At 66.7% G+C, this 15,545-nt stretch carries 13 protein-coding genes and 1 tRNA gene; 12 read left to right on the forward strand and 2 right to left on the reverse strand.

Annotation, left to right across the window (positions count from 1 at the left end; genetic code table 11):
* The first annotated feature begins 55 nt into the window (after positions 1-55).
* Positions 56-2,293 (forward strand): phage tail length tape measure family protein, encoded by a 2,238-nt coding sequence (locus B5X78_RS16065; RefSeq protein ID WP_079725642.1) that lies wholly within the window; start codon positions 56-58, stop codon positions 2,291-2,293.
* A gap of 83 nt (positions 2,294-2,376) precedes the next feature.
* On the opposite strand, the gene B5X78_RS16070 is transcribed toward B5X78_RS16065, so the two are convergent.
* Positions 2,377-2,453: transfer RNA gene (locus B5X78_RS16070), tRNA-Pro, on the reverse strand.
* Positions 2,454-2,572: 119 nt separating this feature from the next.
* Between B5X78_RS16070 and hisS the strand changes: the two genes are divergently transcribed.
* Together hisS and B5X78_RS16080 are read left to right on the forward strand one after the other, a co-directional pair.
* Positions 2,573-3,979, forward strand: a complete 1,407-nt coding sequence (gene hisS / locus B5X78_RS16075) for a histidine--tRNA ligase (RefSeq protein WP_079725644.1) — start codon at positions 2,573-2,575, stop codon at positions 3,977-3,979.
* 3 nt (positions 3,980-3,982) lie between these two features.
* Positions 3,983-5,872: an HAL/PAL/TAL family ammonia-lyase gene (locus B5X78_RS16080; protein WP_079725646.1), complete on the forward strand. Its 1,890-nt coding sequence runs from the start codon at positions 3,983-3,985 to the stop codon at positions 5,870-5,872.
* A 41-nt stretch (positions 5,873-5,913) separates the two neighbouring features.
* Here the strand turns inward: B5X78_RS16080 and B5X78_RS16085 are convergent, their stop codons facing one another.
* Positions 5,914-7,767: a sensor domain-containing diguanylate cyclase gene (locus tag B5X78_RS16085; RefSeq protein ID WP_139381595.1), complete on the reverse strand. Its 1,854-nt coding sequence runs from the start codon at positions 7,765-7,767 to the stop codon at positions 5,914-5,916.
* Positions 7,768-8,077: 310 nt separating this feature from the next.
* Here B5X78_RS16085 and B5X78_RS16090 point away from each other — a divergent pair, with 310 nt between their 5' ends.
* The 9 genes from B5X78_RS16090 to hisIE are packed head-to-tail and all read left to right on the forward strand — an operon-like array spanning position 8,078 to position 15,528.
* Complete coding sequence (locus B5X78_RS16090) at positions 8,078-8,401, forward strand: YerC/YecD family TrpR-related protein (RefSeq protein ID WP_079725649.1); 324 nt, start codon at positions 8,078-8,080, stop codon at positions 8,399-8,401.
* 10 nt (positions 8,402-8,411) lie between these two features.
* Positions 8,412-9,326 (forward strand): ATP phosphoribosyltransferase, encoded by a 915-nt coding sequence (gene hisG, locus B5X78_RS16095; protein WP_079725651.1) that lies wholly within the window; start codon positions 8,412-8,414, stop codon positions 9,324-9,326.
* A complete protein-coding gene (hisD, locus tag B5X78_RS16100) occupies positions 9,323-10,618 on the forward strand; it encodes a histidinol dehydrogenase (protein WP_079725652.1) in 1,296 nt (431 codons plus the stop codon). The genes hisG and hisD overlap by 4 nt, the downstream gene beginning before the upstream one ends.
* Entirely contained in the window at positions 10,615-11,709 is a 1,095-nt protein-coding gene (gene hisC / locus B5X78_RS16105) for a histidinol-phosphate transaminase (protein WP_079725654.1), read from the forward strand. The genes hisD and hisC overlap by 4 nt, the downstream gene beginning before the upstream one ends.
* A complete protein-coding gene (hisB, locus tag B5X78_RS16110; protein WP_079725656.1) occupies positions 11,706-12,779 on the forward strand; it encodes a bifunctional histidinol-phosphatase/imidazoleglycerol-phosphate dehydratase HisB in 1,074 nt (357 codons plus the stop codon). The genes hisC and hisB overlap by 4 nt, the downstream gene beginning before the upstream one ends.
* Positions 12,776-13,378: an imidazole glycerol phosphate synthase subunit HisH gene (gene hisH / locus B5X78_RS16115; protein ID WP_139381596.1), complete on the forward strand. Its 603-nt coding sequence runs from the start codon at positions 12,776-12,778 to the stop codon at positions 13,376-13,378. The genes hisB and hisH overlap by 4 nt, the downstream gene beginning before the upstream one ends.
* Positions 13,378-14,163: a 1-(5-phosphoribosyl)-5-[(5-phosphoribosylamino)methylideneamino]imidazole-4-carboxamide isomerase gene (gene hisA / locus B5X78_RS16120; RefSeq protein ID WP_079725660.1), complete on the forward strand. Its 786-nt coding sequence runs from the start codon at positions 13,378-13,380 to the stop codon at positions 14,161-14,163. Before hisH ends, hisA begins: the two co-directional genes overlap by 1 nt.
* The gene (gene hisF, locus B5X78_RS16125; protein WP_079725662.1) at positions 14,157-14,933 is read left to right on the forward strand and encodes an imidazole glycerol phosphate synthase subunit HisF; all 777 of its coding nucleotides are present in this window, start codon (positions 14,157-14,159) and stop codon (positions 14,931-14,933) included. The genes hisA and hisF overlap by 7 nt, the downstream gene beginning before the upstream one ends.
* Positions 14,923-15,528 carry a bifunctional phosphoribosyl-AMP cyclohydrolase/phosphoribosyl-ATP diphosphatase HisIE gene (gene hisIE, locus B5X78_RS16130; RefSeq protein WP_079725664.1) on the forward strand — a complete coding sequence of 202 codons (606 nt, stop codon included), beginning with the start codon at positions 14,923-14,925 and terminating at the stop codon, positions 15,526-15,528. The genes hisF and hisIE overlap by 11 nt, the downstream gene beginning before the upstream one ends.
* The last annotated feature ends 17 nt before the right edge of the window (positions 15,529-15,545 follow it).

Genomic DNA, 15,545 nt, shown 5'->3' on the forward strand with positions numbered 1-15,545 from the left:
TCGCGATTTGGGCCAAACCAGGCGCTGATCGCCCTGTAAATCCAGAGGTATCTGCATGGCAAACCGTAGCCTCGGCACATTGACGCTGGACCTGGTCCTGAAGCTCGGGGGCTTTACCCAAGGCTGGGACAAGGCCGCGCGCGACAGCGACAAGCGCATGACCCAGATCGAGGCCCGGGCCAAGGCGTTCGGGAAGACTTTGGGAACAGCAATCAGCGTCGGCATCGGCGCAGCGGCGGCAGGTCTTGGGGTCTACATCAAGAACTCCGTCGAGGCCGAGCGTGTCCAGGCGCAGCTGCTGGCCCGTATCCGCGACACCGGCGGCGCCGCGAATCGCTCCCTGCAGCAGCTCAATGCTCAGGCGGAGAAGCTGGCCAGCCAGACCATCTTCGACGACGAATCCATCGGCGAAGCGCAGGCGATGCTGCTGACCTTCAAGCAGATCGAGGGACTCAACTTCGACCGCACCATCGAGGCGGCGCTGGACCTGGCCACGGTGATGGGGACGGATGCATCCAGCGCGGCCAAGCTGCTGGGCAAGGCAATGAACGACCCGGAGCGCGGTCTGGCGGCTCTGACCAAAGCCGGCGTGACTTTCACCGACGCCGAGCGTGATCGCATCGACACGATGCTGGAATCCGGACGCGTCACCGACGCTCAGACGGCCATCCTGGACAAGCTGGCCGGCACGATGGGGACCGCGGCGGAAGCGGCCAGGAACACGCTGGGCGGCGCGCTGCAGGGCCTGAAGAACGACTTCAGCAATCTCCTGGAAGGCGACGCCGGCAGCGGCGGTCTGAAGGCCACCACGGAAGCGATCAACAACCTGGCCCAGGCGGTGAACGACCCGAGCATCAAACGCGGCATCGACACGATCGCCAGCGCCATCACCGGCCTGGTCGCCGACAGCATCGAAGGCGTCGCGGCCATCGCGAACCTCATCTCCAAGCAGCGCGAACTGGCAGCTCTGGGCGACGGCAGCCTCTCCCGAGGCGATGCCACGCTCGACGCGCTGAACGCGCGACTGGGGGAGGTGACCCAGCTTCGCAACATGACCAAGAACCAGCGCACATCCTTCCTGGGCTTCGACATCGACTCCCTGAAGAAGGAGCGCGCCGAAGCGCTGACGGCGCTCGACAACGAAAGCATCGCCCTGCAACGCGAAATCACGAAGCGCATCCAGGGTGACCGGTGGGGTGACGTGACCGCCCAGGTCCTGCGTGCGCCGGCCATCGAATCAGGTGGTGAAGACGGCGCCGGTGGCCGCACGAACAAGGGCAGCGACGCGGCCAAACGCACCGCTGACGAACTGCGCCGGCAGCAGGAGCAAGCTGAGGCCGCGCGTGAGGCGATGATGCGCCTGGCCGAAGCCCAGAACGGCTGGCACGACCGTGTGCTGGACATGGAGGCCTCTCTCGGCGGTCCGGTGGCCGAGGTCAACCGCGAGTACCAGAAGCAGCTTCAGGACATCGAGGGCGACTTCCACAAGGGCGAGATCACCCTGACCGACTACGCCAAGGCGATCGACTTCGTCACGCAGATGCGCGATGCGGACCTCAAGAAGATCGAGGAAACCAAGACGCCCGCGCAGGAAGTCCTGGCCGACATGCAGAAGGAGCTGGAGCTGCTTGCCCTCAGCAACAAGGAGCGCCGCCAGCGCATCCTGCTGGACCGCGCCGGCGTCAGCGCCGACAGCCCGGAAGGGCAGCAGATCATCTCGACCGATGCGCAGCTGGAGAAAGCGCACGAGTACCAAGCCACCATGGACAGTTTCAAGTACGCCACCGAGGACGCCTTCGCCAGCTTCCTGGACGGCAGCAAGTCGGCCAAGGAGGCGTTCGCGGACTTCACCGCCAGCATCCTGCGCGACATGGCCAGGATCGCCGCACAGAAGGCCGTGTCCGCAATCTTCGATTCCTTCTCGTCCTGGGGCAGCAGCGGGGCAGGCGCATCAGCCGGCGGTGGCGGCGGCGATCAAGGCTGGACGGGGACGTTCGCTTCACTCTTCAGCAGCAGCGGCTGGGGCTTCGGTACCGGCGGCTACGCGGCGGCGGGCTCAGTCCACCGGGTGAACGAGAACGGTCCTGAGCTGTTCCGCGTCGGCGACAAGGACTACCTGCTGGCTGGCAATCAGGGTGGCACCGTGGTTCCGAATCACATGCTCTCCGACGGCAGCGGTGGCACCACGATCATCCAGAACTTCCCGAATGCGGTCCTGGCGGATCGCCGTTCTGATTCGCAGCGCCAGATCGACGCCGGCCGGCAGCTGCAGCGCGCACAGCGGAACAGATAGCGCGCGAATCCGGAACTGCTGGCACCCTGCTGGCACGAAAAAGCCGGCACTGGGCCGGCTTCGTCGTAACTTCCTGTTTTTATTGGTCGGGGAGACAGGATTCGAACCTGCGACCTCTACGTCCCGAACGTAGCGCTCTACCAGACTGAGCTACACCCCGTGGTGAGCCCGCTATTCTATTCAGGGCTCCACGGCTCGGCAACTCCTTTTTTGCGGGCGCTGCGGCGCATGCGGGTTCAGCCTTAGAATGGCGGACCGTTTTTCGTCCGGAGTTTTCGCTTGATCAAGCCGCGTACGCCGCCTGGAATCATGGAACTGCTGCCACGCGAGCAGATCGCCTTCCAGCGCATGCTGGATACCATCCGCCGCAACTACGAGCGCTTTGGCTTCCTGCCGGTCGAGACCCCCGTTTTCGAGCTCTCCGAGACGCTGCTGACCAAGTCGGGCGGCGAAACCGAGCGCCAGGTGTACTTCGTGCAATCCACCGGCGCCCTGGCCAATGCCAAGGCCGCCGAGGCCGAAGCCCCGGCCGAAGGCCTGCCCGAACTGGCGCTGCGCTTCGACCTGACTGTGCCGCTGGCGCGCTACGTGGCCGAGCACGAACACGAGCTGACCTTCCCGTTCCGTCGCTACCAGATCCAGCGCGTCTACCGTGGCGAGCGCGCCCAGCGCGGCCGTTTCCGCGAGTTCTACCAGTGCGACATCGACGTGATCGGCAAGGACGGGCTGAGTACGCGTTTCGACGCCGAGATCCTGGCGGTGATCCACGCGGTCTTCAGCGACCTGGGCATTGGCGAGTTCACCATCCAGCTCAACAACCGCAAGCTGATGCGCGGCTTCTTCGAGGCCCAGGGCGTCAGCGACAGCGAGCAACAAGCGCTGGTGCTGCGCGAAGTGGACAAGCTGGACAAGCGCGGCGCCGATTACGTGCGCGAGACCCTGCAGGGCCCGGACTTCGGCCTGCCGGCCGACGCCGTACAGCGCATCCTGGACTTTGTTGAAGTGCGTTCGACCGGCCATGCCGATGCGATCGCCAAGCTCGACACCCTGGGGCAGGGCAATCCCACCCTCGCCGAAGGCGTGGCCGAGCTGCGCGAAGTGCTGCAGCTGGTGCAGGCGCTGGGCGTTCCCGAGAGCGCGTATTGCCTGAACTTCTCGATTGCGCGCGGCCTGGATTACTACACCGGCACCGTCTACGAGACCCAGCTGGATGCCTATCCGCAGATCGGTTCGATCTGTTCAGGGGGCCGCTACGACAACCTGGCCAGCCACTACACCAAGTCCAAGCTGCCGGGCGTGGGCATTTCCATTGGCCTGACTCGCTTGTTCTGGCAGTTGCGCGAAGCCGGCCTGATCGCCGGCAGCGACGAGAGCAGCGTGCAGGCGCTGGTGGCGCTGATGGACGATGCCTCGCTGGCCGATTCGCTGGATATCGCCCGTCGCCTGCGCGCGGCCGGCATCAACACCGAAGTTCAGATGGAACCGCGCAAGCTGGCCAAGCAGTTCCAGTACGCCTCGCGTGCCGGCATCCGCTTCGTGGTGCTGGCCGGCGAAGACGAGCGCGCACGTGGTGCGGTCACGGTGAAGGACCTGAGCCGCGAGCAGCAGTTCGAGGTGAAGCGCGAAGAACTGGCGAGCAGCCTGAAAGTCGAACTTGAACAAGCACGCGCATTGGCGGGACGTTGAACCATGAAACCCATCCTGCTGGACGGTCAGTCGCTCAGTCGCGACAAGCTGGTTGAAATCGCCTACGGCGCCCCGGTGGCGCTGGACGACAGCGCCCTGAAAGCGGTGGCCCGCGCTGCCGACTTCCTGGCCGAACAGGTGCGTCGCGAAGAACCGATTTACGGCGTCTCCACCGGCTTCGGCAGCAATGCCGACAAGCTGCTCGGCGCGCATCCGCTGCGCGACAGCCTGCCTGGCGCCGCCAAGTCGGGGCGTTCGCTGCACGAGGAACTTCAGCACAACCTGATCATCACCCATGCCGTGTGCGTGGGTGAGCCGATGGCGCCCGAAGTGGTGCGCGCCATGCTCGGCATCCGCATCAATACTCTGCTCAAGGGTCATTCCGGCATCCGCGTGGAGACCCTGCGCGCGCTGGCGGCGCTGCTCAATGCCGGCATCGTGCCGGTGGTGCCGTCGCTGGGTTCGGTGGGCGCGTCCGGCGATCTGGCGCCGCTGTCGCATCTGGCGATCGTGCTGCTGGGCGGTGGTGAAGCGTTCCACCAGGGCGAGCGCATCAGCGGCGCCGAAGCGCTGCAACGCGCCGGCCTGCAGCCGGTATCGCTCTCGTACAAGGAAGGCCTGGCGCTGAACAACGGCACCGCGCAGATGCTGGCGATGGGCGTGCTGGCGGTGTACCGCCTGGAGCACCTGCTGGATACCGCGGATCTGGCCGCGGCGATGACCATCGACGCCTTTGCCGGGCGGCTGGGTGCGTTCGCCGAGGAAGTGCATGCGCTGCGTCCGCATCCGGGCCAGGTGCACGTGGCCACGCGCCTGCGTGAACTGCTGGCCGGCTCCACCCTGGCCGATATTCCCTATCACCTGGTGCCGAAGTTCCGCTCGTGGATGCCGCACAGCTGGGACACGCCGGAAGCACAGGCGCTGCGGTTCGACATCGGCTGGGACTGGGTGCCGACCGATCAGCGCCACGGGCGTGAAAAGTTCTACCAGCGCTTCCGCCCGTTCCGTGGCGGCAAGAAGCACCAGCCGCAGGACAGCTATTCATTGCGCTGCATCCCGCAGGTGCACGGCGCCGTGCGCGATGCGGTGGCGCAGGCGCGACGCGTGCTGGAAGTCGAATTGAACGCGGTCACCGACAACCCGCTGGTGTTCCCGGACAAGCAGGCTGATCACGTGGAAGAGCAGGTGATCTCGGCCGGCCATTTCCATGGCATGCCGCTGGCGCTGGCGATGAGTTACGTCAAGGCCGCCATTCCGGTGCTGGCCTCGATCTCCGAGCGCCGCCTCAACAAGCTGGTGGACCCGGCGACCAACGACGGATTGCCGGCCTTCCTGATCGGCAATGAAGACGGCACCGAATCCGGCCACATGATCGTGCAGTACACCGCCGCGGCGATCGTCAACGACCTGACCAGCCGCGCGCACCCGGCCTCGGTGTTCTCGATTCCCACCAGCGCCAATGCCGAAGACCATGTGTCGATGGGTGCCAACGAAGCCCGTCACGTGCTGGCGATGGCGCAGGATCTGGGCAAGGTGCTGGCGCTGGAAATTTATACCGCCGCACAGGCGCTGGATTTGCGTCGCGACATGATCAATGCCGCCCGCGACCTGTCACGTCGTGCCGATGCCGAAGCGCTGGCGGCGAAAGTGCAGGGCGGTCCGCTGCCTTCGGCGCAGGGTCGCGCCGACTTCCTCGACGAAGTGGAAGCCCTGCGCGCCGAACTGGCCGCCACCGAGGAGTTCCATCCCGGTGAAGCCGTTGCCGCGGCACACGCACGCCTGCGCCAGGCCATCCCGTTCCTCGATCGCGACCGCGCACTCGATGGTGAAGTGGCTACGGCCGTGAAGCTGGTGGAGTCCGGTGTGTTGCTGGATGCCGTGCGCGGACGCTGACGCAGCCCCTCCTACAGGTTTCTGCGTCGCTGCATTGATCGTCACAACGTCCTGACGCAATCCCGCCCTTCGGCCTTGGCCGTATACAGCGCCTGATCCGCCACCTGCAGCGCCGAGTCCAGGCTGTCCTTGGCGTGCGTATCCACGCAGTGCACGCCGATGCTGGCGGAGATGGCGATATCCAGATCCCCGCTGCGGCACGGTCGCTCGCGCAGCCGCTGGCGCAGTTCCTCGGCCACCAGGCTGGCCTCGGCCAGGCCCATGTCGGGCAGGGCGGCGATGAACTCCTCGCCGCCAAAGCGCGCCACCAGCGCACCATGCGGGCGCAGGGTCTCGGCCATGGTGTTGGAGGTCCAGCGCAGGCAGTCATCACCGACCAGATGACCGTAGGTGTCATTGATGCGCTTGAAGTGATCCAGATCGATCATCAGCAGCGAAATCGGCCGGCGTGAGTTGCGTGCCTGCGACATCAGGTGCTCGAAGGCTTCGCGGAAATGGGCGCGGTTGTACAGTTCGGTGAGGCCGTCCAGGCGGCTGAACTCGCGCAAGCGCAGATGCGCGGTTTCCAGCTGCTCCAGCGCCTGGCGCAGTTCGCCAGTGCGCTGGGCGACTTTCAGTTCCAGCTGGTCGCGCGATTCGCGCACGATGCGCTCGTTCTGATTGCGCAGCGACGCGTAGCGATAGCCCAATGCCACGGACAGCAGCAACATCTCCAGCGCCGAGCCAATCTGCACGCTGTACTCGGTGACGAAATTCTTTGGCAGCACGCCAAAGGCGACCATCGCCACCATCGCGATGCCCGCCAGGAACATCGACCAGGCCAGCAGGAACAACCGCGCCGGCTTGTAACCACGGCGCACCGCAACGATGGCTTCCACCGCAATCCACGCCACGCTGAAGATCACCGCCACCACCGCCAACTGGGTGGACAGGCGGATGGCCATCTGCGTGGACGCGATGGCCAGCAACACGAACAGCGCGATCATTCCCAGTCCGACGCGATCACCGGCAGGCCAGCGCTGACGCAGGCCGAGGAAATTGCGCGCGAACTGTTGCATGCCGATCTGCGCCAGGCAGATCGACAGCGGCACCGAGCGATCCGCCAACCACGACGAGCGCGGCCACAGGTATTCGAAACCCAGTCCGTACAGGGTGAACAGGACCAGGCCGAACGCACCGATATGGAACAGGTACCAGAAATAGCTGGCATCGCGCAGGGTCAGCCACAACACCAGGTTGTAGGTGAACAAGGCCAGCAGGATGCCGAAGTAGAGTCCCATCGCGAATTGCGCATCGCGCGAGAGCTCGGTGAAGGAGGTCGGCGTATACAGCGCCAACGGCACCTGCATGGAACTCTGGCTTTCCACGCGTACGAACAGATCCACGCTCTGGCCCACCGGCAGGTCGAGCTGGAAGTTCGGATGCCGGTAGCGCACGCTGCGTTGGTCGAACGGCACATGGTCGCCACCGGCATGGTGGATGACACGTCCGTCGGGATAGCGCAGGTAGACGTCCAACCGATCACTGAGCGCGTACTGCTGCACCAGCAGCCAACGCGGCTCATGCGGGTTGTCGTTGCGCAGCTGCGCATGGAACCAGTAGGCGCCGGGTTGGAAACCGAACGATGCGCCCGCTGGCGGCAGCGGCTGGAATCTTCCCTGTGCGGCTTGCGCACGCATCGCGTCGACGCTGGCGCGGCCGTCCACGTCATGCGCATACGCGATATGCGGGGCCAGGCTCTGGATCGACGTGCCGGGACGCAGTTGCAGCTCTTCCTGCGCCTGCGCCGGGGCTACCAGCAGCCAGCAGGCGAGCAGGCCCAGCAGCAGCCAGGCGGCTCGCCCGGTCCCGATCCGGTCCCATCCTTGTTGTCGCTGGAATCCTTCCTGTGCCACCACCGCCCCCGTCGACCCGATGTGCTGCACCCGCGGTGAGCCAGTCTAGAGGCTGCCAACGCCTCCGCATGACCGGCCAGCGGCCGCAGCCACTCTTCCGGAAGAACGTAAGGGCGATATCACAGGGGACAGGGGAGGCCGGCACGGGGCAGGTGGGTGGTCCACAGCGGGCGAGTGCCCCGTCGGCTTGCCATCGCCTGCTTGTTTGCGTTAATGTATTAACGCGTTAGTACATTGGAACGCGCCAGCCTGGCCACATCCGGACCAGACCGCTTCCCCAATCCCTTCAGTCCCCGCCGACCCGTCCCCCATGAAACGCCGCGCCGCCAACGACGAACAGACCGAAAACGCCTCGCTGCAGGCCCTGGCCGAAGCCTTGGCGGCCCTGCAGCGGCCCGAAGACGTGCGCGCTTTCCTGGAAGACCTGTGCACGCCGGCCGAGTTGGAATCCATGTCGGATCGCTGGCGGGTGGTGCCCCTGCTGCTCAAGGGTGTGCCGTACCGGGAAATCCACGACCTGACCCAGGTCAGCGTGACCACCATCGGCCGCGTCGCCCGCACCCTGGAGCGTGGCACCGGCGGTTACGCCACGGCCGTCCAGCAACAACCGCGCGCCACCAGCGCCTCCCACTGAGTTCCCCCTTATGAGCCCCCGGGTTGCCCCCGCGACGCGCGATCGCTTGCGCATCGCCATCCAGAAAAGTGGTCGCCTCGCCGAACCGGCGCGTGCCTTGCTCACCGCCTGCGGCCTCAGCTGGCGCGAGAGTCGCGACAAGTTGTTCTGCTACGGCGAGTCCCTGCCGATAGACCTGTTGCTGGTGCGCGATGACGACATCCCCGGCCTGATTGCCGATGGCGTCTGCGACTTTGGCGTGGTCGGCCGCAATGAACTGGACGAGCAGGCCGGCGAGCGTGCGCGCATCGGCCTGCCGCAGGCATTCCGCGAATTCCGCGCGCTCGGATTCGGCCAGTGCCGGCTGATGCTGGCGGTGCCGGACAGCTGGGACTGGCAGGGTCCGCAACAGTTGCAAGGCCAGCGTATCGCCACCAGCTATCCGGCGATCCTGGCGCAGTGGCTGCAGGACCAGGCGATCGACGCCAGCGTGGTGGAACTGTCCGGTTCGGTGGAAATCGCACCGCGCCTGGGCACCGCCGATGCGATCTGCGATCTGGTCTCCAGCGGCGCCACGCTGGCGGCCAACCAGCTCAAGCCGGTGGAAACGTTGCTCGACAGCGAAGCCGTGCTGGCGGGTCCGTCGCGCGAATTCGAAGACGAACGCGCCGGCCTGGCCGCGATGTTGCTGCGGCGCATCGACGGCGTGCTCAAGCTCAAGGACAGCAAGCTGCTGATGTTCCGCGCCCACCGCGACATGGTGGCCGAATTGTCGCGCCTGCTGCCCGATGCCGATCCGCTGGTGCAGTTGCCGGCCAGCGGCGATGGTCCCTTGTCGCTGCAGACCATGTGTCACGGCGCGATCACCTGGCAGCGCCTGGAAGAACTGGAACGCGCCGGCGCGCAGGGATTGATGGTGCTGAAGGTCGAGAGGTCGCTGGCATGAACCGGCTGATCTGGAAGGATCTGGACCGCGACGCGCGCGCCGCCGCCCTGCGTCGCCCCGTGCAGGAGGTGGCCCAGCGCACCCGCGATGCCGTGGCCCTGTTGCTCAATGACGTGGCGGCACGTGGCGATGACGCGCTGCGTGAGCTGACCGCGCGCTTCGATGGCGTGGTGCTCGATGCCCTGGAAGTGGACGCCGCGGAATTCTCCGCCGCCGAAGCCGCCGTGGCCCCGGCGTTGAAGCAGGCCATGCGCGATGCCGCCGGCCGCATCGAAGCCTTTCACCGCGCCGGCATGGCCCAGCCCTATGCCGTGGAAACAGCACCGGGCGTCGTCTGCGAGCGCATGATCCGGCCCATCCCCCGGGTTGGCCTGTACGTGCCGGCCGGCAGCGCCCCGCTGCCGTCCACCGCGCTGATGCTGGGCGTGCCCGCGCGCCTGGCCGGTTGCCGCGAAGTGGTGTTGTGCACGCCGCCGCGCGCCGATGGCAGCGCCGATCCGGCGGTGCTGGTGGCGGCGCAGATGACCGGCGTGGCACGGGTGTTCAAACTCGGCGGTGCGCAGGCGATTGCCGCGATGGCCTATGGCAGTGACAGCGTGCCGCGTTGCGACAAGTTGTTCGGACCGGGCAACAGCTATGTCACCGAGGCCAAGCAGCAGGTCGCGCAGGGCGGTCGCGTCGCCATCGACATGCCGGCCGGCCCTTCGGAAGTGCTGGTGATTGCCGATGACGGCGCCGATGCCGCCTTCGTCGCGGCGGATCTGCTGTCGCAGGCCGAACATGGGCCGGATTCGCAGGTGCTGCTGCTGTCCGATTCGGCGGACCTGTTGACCCGCGTCGAGCAGGCGTTGTCCGAACAACTGCGGCAATTGTCGCGGTCGGAGATTGCCGCACAGGCGCTTGAGAAATCGCGGCTGATCCAGGTCGCCGCGCTCGATGACGCCTTTGCAATCAGCAATACCTACGCGCCCGAGCACCTGATTCTGGCGCTGCGCGAGCCGCGCAACTGGCTGGAAAAAGTGGAAGCAGCAGGCTCGGTGTTCCTGGGCGATTACACGCCCGAGGCGCTGGGTGACTACTGCAGCGGCACCAACCATGTCCTGCCCACGGCAGGCGCCGCGCGCGCCTACAGCGGTGTGAGTGTGGCGAGCTTCCAGAACTTCGTCAGCGTGCAGGCCGCCAGTCGGGCCGGCATCGCGGCGATCGGCGAATGCGCGCTGACCCTGGCGCGCGCCGAAGGTCTGGACGCGCACGCCAACGCCGTGGCTTTGCGGCTGGAGGCAGCGGCATGAGCAGCCTCGAAGCGAATCCATTGGATCTGGTACGCCCCGACCTGCGTGGCTTTGGCGGCTACAAGTCGGCGCGCACAGAGAGCCTGCGCGGTGATGTCTGGTTGAACGCCAACGAATCGGCGTGGGGCAACCCCGCCGACCCGCAGGCGCGCTGCCGGCGCTATCCGGATCCGCAGCCGCCGGCGCTGCGCCAGGCGCTGGCCAATCTCTACGCGTGCGCACCGGAGCAATTGCTGGTCGGCCGCGGCAGTGACGAAGCCATCGACCTGCTGGTGCGCGCCCTGTGCGTGCCCGGCCGCGATGGCGTGGTGATCAGTTCGCCGGTGTTCGGCATGTACGCGGTGTCGGCGCGGCTGCAGGACGCTCGCGTGATTGACGTGCCGCTGGTGGATGCAGCGGCCGGCTTCCTGCCCGACCTGCCCACACTGGCCAGGGCGGCGCGCGAGCAGGGCGCGAAAATCGTCTTCCTGTGCTCGCCCGGCAATCCGACCGGCCATGCCTGCTGCCTGCAGGAGATTGCCGCACTTGCCGATGCCTTGGCCGGCCAGGCCTTGCTGGTGGTCGACGAGGCATACGTGGAGTTTTCCGATGTGCCATCGGCCACCGCATTGCTGGGCCAGCACCGCAACCTGGCCGTGCTGCGCACGCTGTCGAAAGCACATGCGCTGGCGGCGGCGCGCATCGGCGTGGTGATCGCCGATCCCGAACTGATCAGCGTGCTGCGCGCCTGCCAGGCGCCGTATCCGATTCCCGCGCCGTGCTCGGATCTGGCCCTGGCCGGCTTGGGCGCCGAGGCGCTGGCGCAGACGGCGCGTCGTGTCGAAGTGGTGCGGCGCGAACGCGAGCGCATGCTGTACGGCCTGTCCACCCTGAGCGGCGTGCGCCGCGTGTATCCCTCGCAAGGCAATTACCTGTTGGTGCGCTTTGCCGATGCCGATGCCGCGTTCGCCGCCTTGCTGGCCACCGGCGTGGTGGTGCGGGATCAACGGGCCGCGCCGCAACTGGGCGACGCGTTGCGGATCAGCATCGGCAGCCCGGAACAGAACGACCGTGTCCTTGACGCTTTGCGCCTGCAGGAGGCCGCGGCATGACCCCCATCCTTTTCATCGATCGCGACGGCACCCTGATTGAGGAACCGTCGGATTTCCAGATCGATGCCTACGACAAGATCCGCTTCGTGCGCGACTGCATCCCGGCATTGCTCAAGCTGCGTGATGCCGGCTACCAGTTCGTGATCGTCAGCAACCAGGACGGCCTGGGCAGCGAGGCCTATCCGCGCGCTTCCTTCGATGGCCCGAATGACTTGATGCTGCAGATATTCGAGAGCCAGGGCATCCGCTTCCGCGAGGTGCTGGTCGATTGCAGCTGGCCGCAGGAAAACGCGCCCACGCGCAAGCCCGGCATTGGCCTGGTGCTGCCGTACCTGCAGGATCGCAGCATCGACTGGTCGCGTTCGGCGATGGTCGGGGATCGGCCCACCGATGTGCAATTCGCCGACAACCTGCGCATCCGCGGCTTCCAGCTCAAGACCGAACAATTTGGCGGCGAGTGGGACTGGAACGGCATCGCCCACGAACTGGCCGATGCACCGCGTCGCGCGCAGGTGCGACGCGACACCAAGGAAACGCGGATCCAGGTGGACGTGGATCTGGATCGGGTCGCCGAGCCGGTCATCCATACCGGTCTGCCGTTCTTCGATCACATGCTCGAACAAATCGGCAAGCACGGCGGCTTCGCCCTGAAAATCGACACCCAGGGCGACCTGCACATCGACGAGCACCACACGGTGGAAGACACCGGCCTGGCGTTGGGGCAGGCCTTGCGGCAGGCGTTGGGCGACAAGCGCGGCATTGGCCGCTATGGCTTCACCTTGCCGATGGATGAAACCCTGGCCAGCGCGGCGCTGGATTTCAGCGGGCGGCCGTACTTCGTGTTCGAAGGCGAGTTCCGCCGGGAGCGCGTGGGCGACCTGCCGACCGAGCTGGTGCCGCACTTCTTCCGTTCGCTCTGCGACGCCGCCGGCCTGAACCTCAATCTGCGCGTGCACGGTGACAACGACCACCACAAGATCGAGGCGTCGTTCAAGGCGCTGGCGCGCGCGTTGCGTCAGGCCATTCGTCGCGAGGGTGCGGAACTGCCTTCGACCAAGGGAGCGCTGTGATGCAGGTGGCCCTGGTCGATGCCGGTGGCGCCAACCTGGGCTCGGTGCGTTATGCGCTGGAGCGCCTGGGTATCCAGGCGCAGCTGGTGCAGCGTGCCGAGCAGTTGGAGTCGGCCGAGCGCGTGATCCTGCCCGGTGTCAGCACCGCCGCCACCGTGATGGCGCGCCTGCACGAGCTGGATCTGGTGCGGCCTTTGCGCCACCTGCGCGCGCCCTTGCTGGGCGTATGCGTGGGCATGCAGTTGTTGTTCGAGCATTCCGAGGAAGACGACACGCCCTGCCTGGGCCTGTTGCCGGGGCGCGTGCGCAAGCTGTCCGACACCATCGGCGTGCGCGTGCCGCACATGGGCTGGAACCAGTTGCAGCGGCTGCGCGAAAGTCCGCTGCTGCGCGGCATCGAGGCCGGTGATCATGCCTACTTCGTGCACAGCTACGCGGCCCCGGTCACCGAAGCCTGCGTGGCCAGCACCGAACACGGCTGCCAGTTCGCAGCGGTGGTCCAGCATGGGTCGATTGGCGGTGCGCAGTTCCATCCCGAGCGTTCGGCCGGCGTCGGCGCGCGCCTGCTGCAGAATTTCATTGAAACAGGATTGACTTGATGTCCGTAGATGCATCCACGCTCGCGCCGACTGCCGTGCCGGCGCCGTCGCCTGCTTTCCAGCGGTACCCGGCCATCGACGTGCGCGGTGGCAGGGTCGTGCGGCTGGCGCAGGGCGACTACGCCCGCGAGACCCGCTACGGCGATGACCCGCAGGCGATCATCCGTGGCTATGCGGCGCAAGGCGCGAACTGGCTGCACCTGGTGGATCTGGATGCGGCGCGCGAAGGCGGTTACACGCTGGCCGCGCTGGTCGGCGACATCGTCGCCACCACCTCCCTGCGTGTGCAGACAGGTGGCGGTGTGCGCTCACGCGATGACGTTGCGAAAATCCTGGATGCCGGCGCCGCGCGCGTGGTGATTGGCTCGTTGGCGGTGCGCGAGCCGGCCACCGTCTTGGCCTGGCTGCATGAGTTTGGCGGCGAACGCATCACCGTGGCGCTGGACACGCGCCGCGACGAGGCCGGCATCTGGCAGTTGCCCGTGCATGGCTGGACCGAAAGCGCCGGCGAGGAATTGACGGCCATGGCGCGGCGCTATGCCGACGCGGGCCTGATCCATCTGCTGTGCACCGACATCGCCCGCGACGGCATGCTCGCCGGCCCCAACCTGGACCTCTATGCGCTGCTGCGCGACATCGCGCCGGGCCTGCAGGTGCAGGCTTCCGGCGGCGTGCGGGCGCTGGAGGACGTGCCCGCCGCGCGTGCGGCCGGCTGCGCCGGCATCGTACTCGGCCGCGCCTTGCTGGAAGGCCGCTTCAGCCTGCCGGAGGCGCTGGCATGTTGAGCCGGCGCATCATTCCCTGCCTGGACGTACGCGAAGGCCGCGTAGTCAAGGGCGTGCGTTTCCGCGATCACGTCGACATGGGCGACATCGTCGAACTGGCGCTGCGTTACCGCGATGCCGGCGCCGATGAGCTGGTGTTCTACGACATCAGCGCCAGCCCCGAAGGCCGCTCGGTGGACTACGCTTGGGTTGAGCGGGTGTCGCGCCTGCTCGACATCCCGTTCTGCGTGGCCGGCGGCATCCGCAATGTCGAGACCGCGCGTGCCGTGCTGCATGCCGGCGCGGACAAGATTTCGGTGAATACGCCCGCGCTGGAACGCCCCGCCTTGATTGGCGAACTGGCGCGCGAGTTTGGCGTGCAATGCGTGGTGGTCGGCATCGACTCGGTGCGCGAGGCCGACGGCGAATGGCGGGTGCGCCAATACACCGGCGACCCCGACAAGACCCGGGCGCTGCCAGTGCGGACGCTGGACTGGGTAGCCGAAGTGCAGCGACTGGGCGCTGGCGAAATCGTGCTCAACTGCATGGACAACGATGGCGTGCGCCGCGGCTATGATCTGGAGCAGCTGGGCGCGGTGCGCGCGATCTGCCGGGTGCCGCTGATTGCATCGGGCGGCGCGGGCGAACCGGAACACTTTGCCGACGCGTTCCAGCAGGCCGATGTCGATGGCGCGCTGGCGGCGACGGTCTTCCACAGCGGACGCATCGCCATCGCCGATTTGAAGAACTATCTGCAAGGGCAGGGCATCGAGGTGCGACGTGTCGATTGATCCGGCCAGCATCGATTGGGATAAAGCCGACGGCCTGGTGCCGGCGATCATCCAGGACGCCGGCAACGGGCGCGTGCTGATGCTGGGCTACATGAATCGGCCAGCGCTAGAGCAGACCCTGGCCAGCGGCAGCGTGACGTTCTACAGCCGCAGCAAGCAGCGCCTGTGGACCAAAGGTGAGACCTCGGGGCATGTGCTGGAGCTGGTGTCGGTGGAAACCGACTGCGACAACGACGCCTTGCTGGTGCGCGCGGTGCCGCATGGGCCCACCTGTCACCTGCAACGTGCCAGTTGTTTCCCGCACGCGCGTGGCGATTTCCTGGCCGAACTGGATGCGCTGATTGCCACCCGCGAGCAGGAACGTCCGGCCGGCAGTTACACCACCCGCTTGTTTGAAGGCGGCGTTCGTCGTATCGCGCAGAAGGTGGGCGAAGAAGGCGTGGAAACCGCGCTGGCGGCCGTGGCCCAGGACGAAGACGCGCTGCTCGGCGAGAGCGCCGACCTGCTGTACCACCTGCTGGTGCTGCTGCGCAGCCGCGGGCTGTCGCTGGCGCAGGTGGTGGACGTGTTGGCGTTACGGCATAAGCCGGAGTAAAGCAGTAGGCGGGCGGA

Origin of the sequence: Pseudoxanthomonas indica, from assembly GCF_900167565.1 — a bacterium.
Classification (GTDB): Bacteria; Pseudomonadota; Gammaproteobacteria; order Xanthomonadales; family Xanthomonadaceae; genus Pseudoxanthomonas_A; species Pseudoxanthomonas_A indica.